This window comes from Mixta mediterraneensis, from assembly GCF_030283135.1.
Lineage (GTDB): Bacteria > Pseudomonadota > Gammaproteobacteria > Enterobacterales > Enterobacteriaceae > Pantoea > Pantoea mediterraneensis.
Genome location: NZ_JASUAZ010000064.1, coordinates 1 through 15,197 on the forward strand (window position 1 = coordinate 1; position 15,197 = coordinate 15,197).

General features: G+C 37.2%; 4 protein-coding genes. All 4 read right to left on the reverse strand.

Annotated features, from left to right (window positions below; genetic code table 11):
• Positions 1-1,840: 1,840 nt before the first annotated feature.
• The 4 genes from QRY16_RS20340 to QRY16_RS20355 all read right to left on the reverse strand — a co-directional run bounded on the left by QRY16_RS20340 (position 1,841) and on the right by QRY16_RS20355 (position 14,580).
• Positions 1,841-2,203 (reverse strand): hypothetical protein, encoded by a 363-nt coding sequence (locus QRY16_RS20340; protein WP_289777854.1) that lies wholly within the window; start codon positions 2,201-2,203, stop codon positions 1,841-1,843.
• Between the two features lie 913 nt (positions 2,204-3,116).
• Entirely contained in the window at positions 3,117-3,248 is a 132-nt protein-coding gene (locus QRY16_RS20345) for a hypothetical protein (RefSeq protein WP_289777855.1), read from the reverse strand.
• A 10,647-nt stretch (positions 3,249-13,895) separates the two neighbouring features.
• A complete protein-coding gene (locus QRY16_RS20350) occupies positions 13,896-14,108 on the reverse strand; it encodes a hypothetical protein (RefSeq protein ID WP_289777856.1) in 213 nt (70 codons plus the stop codon).
• Positions 14,109-14,355: 247 nt separating this feature from the next.
• Positions 14,356-14,580: a hypothetical protein gene (locus QRY16_RS20355; protein ID WP_289777857.1), complete on the reverse strand. Its 225-nt coding sequence runs from the start codon at positions 14,578-14,580 to the stop codon at positions 14,356-14,358.
• Positions 14,581-15,197: the final 617 nt, after the last annotated feature.

Here is a 15,197-nt window from a genome sequence, read left to right on the forward strand (position 1 = left end):
ATCTATTCATCCATCCAATCTATACTCCACTTATTGCATTATATCTATCCGATTTTTCCTTGCATTACTTCAAATTCACACCTGACAGGTAGTGTTCTCTATAGACATGTCTACCAAAGTGATTTGGTCTTGTCCGTAACAATCTATTAGTCGGTTTCATCATTAACATTGAGAAAGAGAGGAACATTTCTTTATCCGACCCTACATTCCGAACCGGTTGAGTAAATTAATGAATTCTTAATTGATGCCAAAAAACTCAAGTGGAAACGTTTCTTCCATTTCATCTTGTTCGTTCTTCACATATAAATGTGTTTGTGAAATTGCGTCTTTTTTCTCTCTGGAATGGACGAATATTGGACGCCCTAGATCGTCCGTTTTTTTTGTACAGGAGGCTAATAAAGCATTAATTAACTTTCCATCTATGTTTCCATTCAATTCGATGCAGTTTGTTCACGCTTTCGAGAACTGTAGGTCTTCGTTTGCGTTCAATAGGTGTGTGTGTGTGTCTATGTGTGTTGTATTGCCTCATCTTATGAAAGAATATTGTTCATCTTGTACGTTTGATTAATTACTTTATTAATTGTAGTTGTACTTGTTGTTGTTGTTTCCTTTTGTTGTTACATTCGATTCGGACACTACCGACCGCAATGCGCCCAAATGTATGTATGCTTGACGGCGCCTCAAGCAATTAAACCATTACCAAATTATCCGACCTTTCCATTTACCTGTGAATTGAACTTGTCGAATGCGATTGACCTTCACACTCATTCTTTGTGTGCGAATTCATACAAATGTCGATTTGTCACTGTACTAATTAGCTATTGCAAATGGATCGAGCCAGGCAATTCTCAATGTTGTTTGGCCAATGATGATCGATCACACAGTATGACCCGTGAGCTTCACAACAACAAGCTTCAGGTGATCGGTCGATCGGCTTCCATCTTGATCTAATTGAATCGACCCCATCGACGACCCTTGGCGTGAATAGTCATCAATACGATTTGTTTCCTCTTACTCGATCGTATGTTTCAAGGTGTCAGGTAACTTTGATTTCGTTTCAAACCATTTTTGTGTGTGTGTACGTCGTCTGAGCAAATATTTGCTCGCCGTGGGGTCCACCATTGAAGACGATCAAGTGCATGTGTCCCATATGTTAGATTTGGTGTTGCAATAGGAGAACGTTTCGAGAACAGTTGCCAAATGCCAAGTGTTTGACCCGAATGTTGTCTAGGGTCAAGATGGTCAATATTGCCACGTTCACTCTCGCTCGAATGTTGTCTCGGGAACGGCGGTGATTTATCGACTGAAAATACGATTCCACTCCAAGTTTGTTGTGCAAATTGTTGCGCCATCAATGGTCAATCGACGATAACGGGCAATAATCGTCCATGCTAGATTAACAACAAAAAAAATCGTTTGGACATTCTCTCAACCCCCACCCTCACACAACGTTTGTTTGCACTCGTGTCTTGTCTAGTTTTGTGTTCCAATCTTCTCTCTTTCTCATTCTTTTATGACACATGACTTGTCCATCTTTTGGTATCGCCATCTTTCATTACCATTGCCATCGCGAATATATATTTGCACATGTCTTCCTGCCACTCACGACATAAAAAATGCTTTTAGCACTCGTCTAACTGTAATATCAATGCTTTTTTATGTTCGTCAACCATTTATTATTTGGTGTGTAGGAAGGCGACTGTTTGGTTTGGTGCATACGAATCATGGAAACCAAATTTACACTCATTTATTGGCACGATTGTATTGTTTCGTTGTTCTCTCGACATGCAACAAACCGAAATAGCATGTTGAAGATCCTGTTGCCTCCCGTTTTTATTTTTTATTTTTTCATTCCTTCCATCTTGGTCGTAGGTTCTTCATTTTTTTTATATTTATATATCGGCAACATTTGCCGATCATGCAACAATTGATGTAATGAACGAACACTCTTTGTGGTTGTGGAATGTCGCACCGCTTGGTGTGGCCACACGTTCCTTTTTTTGCATTTCGCCGACATCTTTTGCAAAGATTCTTCGGGCGTGTGTTGTTGTTGTTGCTTGTGACTCAACGATTTTGCCGCATCACGAATTCTTCTGTTGGTGAAGTCAACATATAATTGAGTTATTATGCTCGCATTTGCTTGCACAATCGATTGAGCCAATAGGAAACCATTGCCGTCAATCTCCACAAAAGCCACCACCATCACTCCCCTCATCATCGATCAATTTGCCTACACTTTTTCTTCCATTGATTATTGTTGTGGTCGGTCAAGACCAAACGTTTTGGAACCAATATCGATGTCTCGATCGATCGAATGAAGGAACAGGTCGATCTTCATTCGATAATGGGCTTGCCGATAAGCTGTTTCATTTCATTTCATTTTTTTCTTCGTCCCCCTTCGATATCAATCGAATGGTGGTAATATGTAGTTTTATTGTTTTTAATTTGCCATCTAACTCTCTCCCTCATTCAGTATGCTAAATTTCACGAACCATATGACAACCTTTGACCTTTTTCAATGTTCAGACTTGTTTGTGGAAGGTGTAGTGACCAGTCGAAAAGTCGGCTGAGCTTTGTGATTATTATTTTTGTTTCTTCGTCGTCTTTCTCTCGGGTTCACATATACATGATGCTATGCTTCTTTAACTATGTTTTGTATTATTGGTCGGTTTTGTGGCCAATGGCTAAAGAATGAAGCCATAAATTAGCGGCACCACTAGGTCTTGTGCATGTGTGTGTGTTATGTTGTGTTTAGGTCAAATTATTGACTTAGACACGGGCAATGATTCGAACAGTACAATTAGGCAAAATGTGCTCAACGTTCATATACTTTGGTCCATGGCATGCTCTTGTTCATACACGACCGATTGTGTCAGGCGTTGTCTATGCACACAGCATGCATTTTTTGGAAGGCAATGAAACATTTTCTTTTTCTACCTGTAAGGTGTGAAAGGTCACCTTTGGAATGAGGCAAAAGCGAATACGAGTGCGAGAGAGAGGATTCTCTCTATCCTCCTGTCCAAAGGCGGTTCATGATGGGTCGCACCGAGCTTCAGGTGTAATTAAGTGTCCCGCTTTTTTACCTTTAATTCCACACTTGCTCTACTTTGTCGGCATTAACCAGCAGCGCCGTTTTCTTTTGCAATCATTCTCTTGAGTGGTCCAATATCGTCTTCTATATTTTTTTGTGAATTGATGCTGCTTTGGCTGGTCGGCGGTACCTCGCGCCAGGCAGCCCAGTCACTCACTCTTGATTGCTTTACCAAATTGAATTAACATTCTGCCCTCGTATTCGACGTTTACCATTAGATTCCGTTTCAGATTTGTTCTGTTCATTCTTCTTTCATTTGCCTTCAATCACCCGGCGAACTGAGATTTGTCTTGATCTCTCTCGGCTGCTGTCGCTGCTGCTGCTGTTGCCAACCAACCAATATATATCCTAAAGGAACAGAACCATCAACAATGACGACGGCGACGTTAATCTCCTTACGCCTTACGTTTAGAACAAGAATGAATGAACATGGCAGATTCCCTGCAGTGCTCAAAGTGTGAACTTGAATGCTTTTGTGCCGAGTTGGCAATCACACAAATCTACACAGGGAATCATGCTGTATCCCTAATGGTAACATGTTTGTTGGCCCCCTTAAGGCACAAAAAAAATGTTCCAATATTGCTTTCAAGCCTTTATGTACTCCCATGTTGAATTGTTCACCAAAATGTTTAATGGAATCGAGTTTGTCTACTTGCCCGTTTTCTTCATTGTAAAATAGAACAGATTGAATTGATTTTGTATGCTGTTAGTTTTTATATATATATTTGCGTCAATATGCGGCACCATACTTCTACACTCCTATCATGTCTGGCACCAAGTGTCGGACCATTCCATTGACCATGTCCATTCAAGTGTTCCATTCATTCATTGAGTTGAGTGTAGTGGTGGTGGACAACAATTCAATGCTAGTCCCAGTTCAGTATGTCACTTGAGTCTTTCATGGTCACTATTGTCACCCATTACTTTTGTAACGGCACTCACTCACTCACTCAGTCACTCATTCAATCTCTCTTTCTCTCTCTCGGGCCTCTTTGTCTTCAAACTCAAAAGTCAAGCACAACCTGAATTGCCGTGAAGAGGTTTGGTCCATTGTGTTCATGTAGACCTTTTCTCTCTCCGGTCAATGATTTTCCATTTGGCCTTTGCTCTTCGATTAGCTTGTCTAATGGTATTATAACTGAGTCCATATAAACAATCTATGGGCCTAGAGTTTGTCAAAGTTTGGTGTGTCACTTGGCAGGAGGCCGCATGAGTTTGACTCGTTGATCGCACATTCAAACAATTGTATGTTCCCATTATTCATCGCAATTGAATTTGTCGTATCGACATCGACCCAAAATTGCTTTCCTCTTTTTTCTTCTGCATGTCTGTCTTGATTTCCATTCAACTTTCAGTTTACATGATGATTCATCGAAGTTATTTTCAACTTATGGATGAATGATTTGAAATGAATTAACCTGACTAAACATTGAATTGAATTGTTTGGAGTGTGGAGTGGGGGAGAGATTGGAACGAGAGGATTCAACCGACCAAGTCAATGGATCAATGCAACAAAAGGATTCCATTGATGATGATCATGATGATGAGCTTTGAAACTTTAAAACGGAAATCCTTCTCAACGGAAGTCGGTCGACTTTTCCATTTGATGAATTGCTTCTGTTGCTCCTGCTGCTGAGTGAGGCTAAATCTTTTACTGTAGTTTAGAATACGAAAATATTCATTCATCGTTTGACAATAATTGTGATTCTAGCTAACACAATTTGTTCGGAAGCAAGTGAAGTAAGCCAATTGGAATTGCACTTTATACTCTCACGCCATTCTTGCATGGAATCATCGATCCAATGGGTTCGGATGCCGTGCCGCGTCACTCAATTCCGTTCCATTCTGTATCACTGAATGTGCACAATACGCTCACGCCAACCGATTCGACAACTTTGCAATCATACACATACATACACAACTTTTGAAAGTGAAAGTCCCTTTTTCCATTCGTTTTGATCTTATTTCACTCCTTTTTTGTGTTTTTATATGCGTTGTTGTTGTTAGTGGCACTCATGAATAACATTCCAATTTTCCAACTAGAATCATTTGATTGTTCATGATGATCTCGAATCACATTGCCTTTTGTCATCATTGCATTTGACTACAATTTATTCACTTATCATTTTCACACACACACACACACACACACACACACACATTCACATTGTGTGGTCAATTGTCCTGTCATTTTACCTACCTTGTCTTTTGTTTTGATAGTGAAATTCATTAATGTTCTTTGATCTATGTAATGGACTTTTATTATTGCAAAACCTAAATTTGCAGCTCGACCGAGATATCCAATTGAGAGGATAATGACCTAACCGTCGTTGAGGGCGAACGACTCAATTCATTGAAAGTCATTGAAAATGACATCGTCATTTGTGACAAATTAGATCATGCTAATGAAGTGACGAGATGGAAGAGCATTGGCAAACGAACTGAACGATTTGATGAGAGATTCATCATTGGATGAATCTTGCATATGTTGATTATGGTTATGGCATATCGTGCGAGATCGTGCTTTCTCTCTCTTTCTCTCGGTTCCATATACTTTTTTATTCGCCGACTCTATTCCATATTTATAGACACCCAATTCTCATGTCGTGTCGTCGCATCTATCTTCACTAGTTTCACTCGGCATCTCGTTTGTATAAGCTCAATTATATACATGATGTGTGTGTGTGTGTGCCTGAATGAAATGTTGTTTACGTCAAATGGATAGCGAATAACGATTCTTCAGTTTGTAAATTTGGGAATGATTCACTGAATTTTGTAAACTAAAGAAATGAAAGAAAGTTAGAGAGAATCTGGTCTTTATTCAATGTTTACTTTTTATACTCCTGTTCGGTTTGCCAGTCTCCCACATTTGTCTTCTCGTTTTTTTTCGTAGACGAATTTAGACATTGAATGGTTTTTATTCGGACGATGCCTCTTTCTCACTCTAACGATGCAATTGGATATATAACATTCATTTAGCATTCGGGAATGAACTGCTTTTTTTGTTGTGTGTTGTCTAAATACACGATTCGGTTATATTTACCGCACTTTTAGATGCAATTCAATTCGTCATGCTATTGTTTCATTTCTTCAATGGTTGCCTCCTATTTGGACACGGGTTCTGACCGTAATTTAAACGCATCGAGGGATGACTGACAATCTCTTTGCATTTCATTTCCATATTTCTTACTTATATTGATCTTAAAATATATTTTAATGTTTCTCAATTGTCTCATTTTTATTTTTTTGTTCAAAATGCTATGCCATTCGCATAATTGACACCTTTGCGGTGAATTGTAAAGTTATCGATCGTCAATAAATGATGGTGTCCGTTTCGGTTGCATTCAATTTGAATATATCAATTGAGACTGAAATTACAAACCAGTTACAATAGCAACCAATATATTGGTTATCCGAATGGCGCCCACTCGTTAAGGTGATAGCCGCCACAGCATTGCATCATGACTGCAGTCTTGACTCCTTATCTCTGGTCACATCGCTGATAAACATGTCCAACAATTGTCTGGTTGCATGGCTCCCTCTCTCAAGCGAATACATTGTTTCATTGCTGACTAATTAGTGACTCCTTTTCTGACTACATCGCGTCACATCTTTTGTTAAAGTTTCGCACATTGATCATCGCATGGCTCCCACTTTCTGTAGGTGGCGTTGACTATTTGTGGCTCCATTTCTGGTTACTGACCAAGTCAATTTGTTCACGTGGCGCCTTGTTAACACTTCAGCGCATGCATGGTTTCCACTCTCTGCCGACTTGTGTCATTGCTGACTCATTTTGTAGTCACATTGTTCTTTGTGGCTGGCATTGGCTTTCTTATTGAGTGTATTTAAACCGAAACCATCTCTGCTCATCATCATCATTTAAGAACTGAACACGATTGATGTCCTCGTTAACACATTTGGTCAAATCGAATCATATTATTTCTTTCATTTTGTTCTTGTATTGTGCTCGATTAATTTATCAACAAAAAGAATGATGCAAGCTAATTTCACTGGGAAACAAACTTGGATCACGATTCTCAAATATTATGGGATTTCTTGTAAATGGTTCGTAACCTTCTTTTACTTGTTTTCTTTCTATTTCCTTTTTGTTACGGGTTCTGATTGTAATTTAAACGCATCGATGGATGACTGATTCCACTCCATCAAACATCGCCATACACTGTTGCGGCAAGGTGCCTGGCCTGGAGATGATAAACATCGTCATCTTATAAGATGACACTGGAAAGCTTTTCCACACAAACTAAACTTATGCCATATGTCATCATTTGAATTGTAGTGACAAATATAGCGAATGAACGAATGAATGAATTAATGAATGAATGGATGAAGAAGAAGATTAGGCTAAACTTGCAAAGTCAGTAAAGAAGTAATGAAACGTTACTACTCGATTTGAAATGGTTCAAGTTACGACTCTCGTCCAATCTTTAATAGATCATCTTGCGCACTTTTGAATTAGAAAATGTTGTTCGCCAATTTTGATTTTCCGATCGTTTCGAACTGTTGATTGATTCCTACCTGTTAATGGACCCCGAGAGATTGAGATTGTGAGACGAATTTGATTAGACCCAAGAGTGTTATCGTTTGATGTTCTTTTAGTTGTTGTCCTTAATGAAATCGGACTCGCCCAGTGTAATATCTCGAATGATGACGGCAATTAAACTTTTTTTGAACACTTTACATTTAAGCCTCTGGTTATATCTATTGATAGATTTGTATGGAACCTTTACTTTCTTTTCCCCTCTCTCCCTCTATTTCTCTCATTCTTTATTTACAATTCAACAACATTTTATGTTTCAATTTGAAGGGAAAATCATTCTCAATCTAAAATTGAATTAGTTGAAGCTTGTTCGCTTGCATCGATTGCACTCGAATCCCAAATGGATTGATGTTTTTTTTTCGGTTCCGTGTGAAAAGCAACGGCAACAAAAGCGAGACTTTTCTTCTTCTTCTTCTTCTTTTTCTTTCTCGACAATTTTCAATTTGATTTCATGAGTGTGTGTGAATGTGTCGGCTTCCAAATGGAAACATTCCATTCACCGGCCCTTTTCATGTGTGTTGTACTTAGCCTTAATTCTAGTGCCATTGCACTTAGCCATGATGATTCGTCCAGCCCAATAACCCAATAATACTTTACATTTGAACTATTTTCCATAAGATTTACCTTTTGTCATCATCTAAAAAAAGTGATGATATTCTTTGTCCTGTGTGTGTGTGTGTTTCTGTGTATACACTTTTGCCTGTACATTATAGGTAATAAAAGTTTCATTTACATCCAATTGCAAATGGACATGAACATAAAATCAATTCAATTGTTTTCCAAGTGGGAGACCTATTCCATTTGTATACTTTTAATCCATTTGTAAATCAATTTGCATCCTATTCAAAGTTTAAAATTGAATTTTAAACTTTTACATTCTCCAAAGGCAAATTGTAGTAGTTCTTTGAGTCCACGTTGCCATTTTAGTGTCCTTGTTCTTTTATATATCGACATTGCAATTCAATAGTTGACACACACACACATTCATATTATTGCAATATTTACCTTTCAATTTGTTTTCCTTCGTTTCCCCTTAATTATCTTTATTTACTCATGAATCTTGTCACCTTTATGTTCCCTTTTGCAATGTAGTGTAAATGGAAAGTGCAACTTCATCCATTTTGTTCACAAGTAAAGAGTTGTGTGCAAGTTTCGAGTGAATCAGTGCAAACATTTAATGTCACACTTGAATCCAATAAGTCACACTATGTCGTCGCCAAATTTGGAACCATTTTTGTCGGCCATGACACGAAAAATTTATTAGTTTTAAAAAGTTGATACAAAATTTTACCATTATCATAAACCATTACTAATTTTCTTTCTTTTTTTCTCTTTCTAGGTAAGTGCCATTTTATCTTCTATTGCTGCGTCAAATTCCAAATCGCTTTTGGAACATCTTTAACGTTAACAACATTTCCGATTTGGTTCTCTCTGATTGAACTATGACCCTAAACTCTTATTGTTTGTGAGTATAATATAAACTTGGCATTGAAATTGCATTTATTTTCATGCTACCATCTTTTACTTGAGCGATGGATTTCGTCTTTCTCCTTCTTTCTTTCGCTCCCAATGTTTTGATGGAATCAATTCTGAATCTCTTTCGGAATACTTTATTTGAACAAGTTCCATCAATCTGCATCAATCAATCTATTTTACGACTACTTTAGTTTTATGATTTCTTACGATGCATCTTCTTTATTTTATACGTTTGTTTGATTAGTGTGTCGAGCACTTTTGACGATAATCGGACACGTCCACACAATTGTATACCTTTAGTTATATTGCTTACTACAGCTCGAATTGTGTTCGTTGCATCGTTCGCCATCTTGCCAAAATGTTTCCAACTTTGTTGAATGATGTAGCTCATCATCAACAGGCAAACCCTATATCTTGTTGCATTGACAAACATTTAAAGTGCAAAAGAATTGAAAACGAACAAATTCACGAACCATGCATGAGTTGTTCATCTATGTTTTCCTAAGAATCTCTCGTTTCTAGGCTAAGTTTTGGCTATTGTGCCAATATGGGCTGAGTGTTGTGTTGTCATATACCATTGAATCCTCCTTAAACACTTGTGTATACATCTCGAGACTTCCCGGTTATTTGAGATAGGAAAGAGCGAGTGAATGAAGTGATATGTGACTCCACTTTACGTTGAATCTGATTTCATCAACAAAAAAAATGTCTCCATCGTTTGGGTGTCGTCGCCGGCGCCCGAAGCAACTTTTTTTATATTTATACAATCTTTCACTTGTGCTGTGACAGCTCTTTTCTTTCTATCTACACATGCATTATTGAAAATATTCTATTCTAAATGTGTTTCCATTATTTCAACTAATTGCTCACTTGCATTATGATTGTCCACGATGATGATGTTTGCCGTTTGATGAGTGTTTGATGATTCACTTAACATTTATCCGTATGCTATGTGCAATTGGTTGAACACGTACAGCGCGACTCGACAACAAAATGATTTGTGTGATCTCCATCTTCGTTGACATTTATTGTCCTGTCACACTTGTCCTCTCTCTCTTTCTCTTTGGACACAAATTTTGATTTGAAATTAATATGAAACACAAGCCCATTGATGATGTCTCCAACAACGAAACAATTAGATCTCTTTTCATTGTCCTATTCAATCGAATTTCATTCCAACTATTTGAGGGAAAGTTATTATTTTACAGTTCAATCTAATTACTTCTTGATGCGTTGACTTTTTTCCCTCGTCTCCATCTCAATCCGTGATTGTATTCTTGCACGCACTCTCGCACACGATCTGTGTCATTGGTTGAATTATGTATTTTAATTGTGATATTATATATACGATGACTTTTTACAAGAGAATCTTGTCAATGATGTCTCTCGGTTTCATGCTTGGTGTGGTCCAATGGCAAAATGTGTTGACATCTTTGTCTTCGTCTTCTTTTCCTGACTTTACTGTCCCACTGATTTCATATCATTGTCTCTCTTTCTCTCTTTCTCTTATTTCTTCCATTATCGTTCACGGCTTTGCCCGTATCCTATTAGGCAATGGAATTATATATTTTCATCCACCCAAAGTGGACATTTGCATTTCGTCTCCATTTGTAATAAATAATAATTTGCCAAATGTCCTTATAGTAGTTTGACGCCATCCAATCCACATAAATCGTCTTTGTCACGTTGGAACGATCAAAGTCCATTAACAATTCCGATTCTTTCCTTACCTATGACGATTGTTTGACATTCAATTTTTCTGGTCGTAGGCAAAAATGGACAAAAACAATGGCACCTTGACCATTAATGATGTTCGGACAATATTGCTAATGGAACCATGAACCATGGTGTCGTACATTTTATTTCCGTCTTTCATGTTGACTTTGAACCATATAATTTGGTCACAAATTTGTCAAAAAAAAAATGTATGATCAAGCCAGCGAGAAGTTATTAGTGTTAACGTTAAGTTTGCAAACTATTTTGTTAATAATTTTCCTATGTCGATACTCATACACACACTCTCTGTCTTTTAATAATCTTTATACACCTGTTGGGTGGCTTCGTCATTCGACATAATTAATTCCAATTGCACCTCCAATGCCTAAAGGTGTTTTGTGTTGCTTTTCGATCGAGGTGATGGACATCAAATAGCTGCCCAAATGATGATGAGGTTCATAATTGTTTTCTTCTTTTTTTTTAGTTGAAATGACTTGACCACTTCTACTCTCGATGCGTTTCGATGACCTCTGCCACTTTAAATTATTATTGTTTCCATAAATATATTCTAAAAAAATTGTATAACGATCATGAGGATAATAATCATCATCATCATCATCTTCGTATCGTGGTGCATTGTCGCCAAATGGCTACTACGCCATCGTTTGGTTTCCGGACTTTTTCCTTTGATTAATCTATCAATCCTAAATAGATATTTCATTAATGAATCGGCACCCTTGTGACGGATGGTTTGATAAAACGGATCAGTTGATTTCGTTGATCGCCCACCAAATTTTTTATGTTAGCGCCTTTTAAAAGTTGTGAAATTTTCAACTAAAAGTTATCGCAATGTAACGAGTTGACAGTTTTATTCAACTCAAGATCGGTCAAAGATCTTTCTTCTCTCGAAGTCGACCGAATTTGCATTCGGGGTTGTTTCAATCTTCATTCTTTAATGAGTGCAACGCGAGTTCAACGGACAAACGACCATAACTTAGATTGAGGTTCACGATGTTTTTCCGTTCTTCTCATCCATGGGTGACGATGGTTACATCTCTCCGACGACGAACTGTCGAAGTGTCGACGAATGGTGACTAACGAGTCTGTCAACTGGCCAAATCGGGCAATACCCGTTACGAAGACATTGGTGGCCATTTGTTGAGTGAAGCAAATTCTTGTTTCACTCTCCCCAAATGAAATGAGATTGGTTTTGCAATGTAAGCATGTTAGAATGCAAATAAACAAGAGAAATGTACATTTCCAATCGCATCGAATCGTGCATCTTAACCTCATTTGTCTATGTTCGTCTTGATTCTTTGGGGAACATATGTCAAAGAAGTTCATTTCAATTGAAATCGACCAAAATTTCATTACGTATCTATTCGATTTATTATACCTTTGCCTTGCCATTTGAAAGTTTCCTAAATCAATGTGTTGAACTATCAACCGTTTCCATAAACTTTTCTCATTGAAACGATGCAACAACCAAACTCAATTCAATTTCGACACTTTTATTCCTTTTGTGTCACTCTTTCGTCTGTTTTTGTTTGCAATACTTTTGTGTGTGTGTGTCTGCCATGGAGATCAACGATCAATGTCCATTTGCATTCGTAGTCGTCATTGTCGTCATTGTAACTATTTGTGTATGTATGATGAATGTTTATCATTTTATTTTCTCTTGAAATCGTTTCTTCTTTTGTATAGTAAGTGTGAAGATGCGGCGCCTCCATTCTCTTGTATGTTTTTGGTATATTGTCGGCTACAGAAATATTAGTGCAAAACCATAATCATCATCATCATCGTCGTCGTCGTTGTCGTATTGTGGAGGCCATAATCATCATCAAGCCAAATCTTGAGCCTCCCGCTTCTTTCATTATTCTACAATATTGATGCAATAGCCATTCGTTGAATGATTGCCTTCATTGAATTGAATCGGTCCGCTTCTTCTCTACCGGCTAAGTTGATTCGGCAACTTTACTTATTCATTCATTCATTCAATGGATGTGTTTGCATTTTCCCATTCTTATTCCCGCTTTCATTAGATATTTAATTTAATTTTCAAATATCATTATGATCCAATGCATTGGAGGAATGAATTCAAACACCAAATGTGTCGAATGTAATCACACTTGCATTTGCGTTTGATTTGAAATGAACAGTTCAATTGAACATAATTGTTGCCCATATTTGACACCAACTGAATGGCAAAATAGATTTTTCCATTCGTCATTTTGTTGTTTTTAGTTTGACTTGTTTTGAAATTGTTTTGAAATCATTAAAAACAAACTGTCAATTCGGAATTGGGTACCCGATTCAATTCAACTATCGTTTTGCTGTTGTCGACTAAAAGAGAAAGAATCAGTTTTCGGTTCACTCATTATAACTCAATCTGGAACTTTAATTAGACAAATCAAGATTCTGGCCGAGCAGTTTTCCATCCAGTTTACAATTATAAATTGTATTTCATTTATCTCGCATACACCATTTACCTGTGTATGATCATTAATCAGTAATAATCCAGTATACACAGATAGATCTAAAAGTAAAGTCTCACAATGGAATCGTCTAATTAGGAGAATCATTCCATTATTTGCTCGTTTTTTTGCCTTTCTCTGATCTGATTGTTTGTTGTGTTGCTGAAAGTGGAAGTCTCTCCGTTTTTTTACTTTGTTTTGTTTGTCGGTACTAACAAGCATCCAATACTATTTTAAGGTTTTACAGTTTCAGTTTTTCGTTTGTAAAATATTGCTTTTGGAGTTCAATTAATTGTGTTTTTTATTCTTCCATTTCGTTGAACTAATAAGGATTTATTGGCTAGCATTCTCGTTGTGTGTCTTTGCGATTCAAAGTTCTGGTGTTAAATTTAAATTATTCTTGTTTAAATAAATTAGTTTGCCTGTTTTTGCACTTGGAATCGTCAAATTTATTACCAACAATTTCATTAGTTCAAGATGGAGAATTCTTTTCTTCCAACTTCTATTATTGTTATTTCATTTAAAAAAGGTATTTTGTGTATCAATATTCGCCCAATTCTTTTCATCACTCTTTGGATCTTTAATAATTTTTCCCAAATGAGGGATTATTTGCTTCAAACCCGATTGAATTGAAATAAGATGGAAAGGTGTTGTTACTTGACGAACTTCCATCAATTGAGTGTCGTTTTTTTTGGCGACGATTGATTTGATCGGTCATGTGAATTGGGACACTCTTGATTTGGTTTTTTTGTTGTTGTTGTCGTTGTTGATTTGTTCCAATTGTTGGTAACATTTTTTTTCCATTCATTTCGATCGATATTTTCCATTGCATCAATACTAATTGATTCTAATGTTGAATGTTTTCGAGTGGGAAGTATAGACTCATCTGGGGAGTTGCAACTCGATTCAAATCAATTAGATTACCACTTCATTTGGCTTGATTGACCAAACTCAATCGGTAGCCAACACTCACATGGGATTTTCGGGGTCGAGCCAGATCACTTTGACCTCTCTCTCTCTCCCTCTCTCCTTTTCTCATTTTATGGACACACGTGCATGTTTTTATAAACTGGGACCATTTCTTTTACCTCTCTTGCCCTGGTCTCTTTTATTTCGGTGATTTCCGTTGGTCTTTGCTTTTGGGTAATTTCATTACCGATCCAATCGACAATCGATCGAATACATTTGTCAACTTTACTTTCCGCTTCACGACCAATTAGCACTTCTCCTGCAATGGCAATGTCGATCCATTTTGATTCAATCATTCATTCTCACCCACTCATTCATATATTGTGTGACCCCTCAATGACCTCAGCGTGTGTGTGTGTGTGTATGTGTGGTGACAATTGTGTTTTTGTGTGTGTTGTTGTTTCCTTTTTCAAACATACGCACACACTTTCTGCTTGACAAGTTTTTGGTTGTTTATTTACTATTGATGGACATCCACACATACACATGTCGACGACCCCCTTCTTCTTCTTCTTCTTTTTCCATCATCATTCATTTATTGATATATCTCAATGTGAATATATATACATTTATATGATGAAATGATTGGACGATTTTTTTTCTCTCGTCGTCATTGAGCAACGGATTGAATCGAAATATGAACCATGAACAACGGAATGAAAGCGAACCGAGTTCATCAAATGAGAAGGAAGAAATCATTGACGCTGAACGTCCGAAAGAATGTGAATCTTCCTTCCTTTTCTTCCATTATGAAATTCATTTGTTATTTGCTAGTTATTGTTGCCAATAATATTCTCCAACTCCTTGCGGCTCAATCGATCGATCGTTTTTTCTTTCTTTTTTTAAAGTTTGTCGTCCCATTCGTTTCGGTCTTGCACCATGAACATTGTTCATCAACATTTGGATTGCATTG

What these genes read in the sequence shown, in the direction of transcription:
- QRY16_RS20340 (WP_289777854.1), bottom strand. Translation starts at nt 2,203, where the DNA reads ATGGTGGTGGCTTTTGTGGAGATTGACGGCAATGGTTTCCTATTGGCT.
- QRY16_RS20350 (WP_289777856.1), bottom strand. Translation starts at nt 14,108, where the DNA reads ATGTTACCAACAATTGGAACAAATCAACAACGACAACAACAACAAAAA.
- QRY16_RS20355 (WP_289777857.1), bottom strand. Translation starts at nt 14,580, where the DNA reads ATGATTGAATCAAAATGGATCGACATTGCCATTGCAGGAGAAGTGCTA.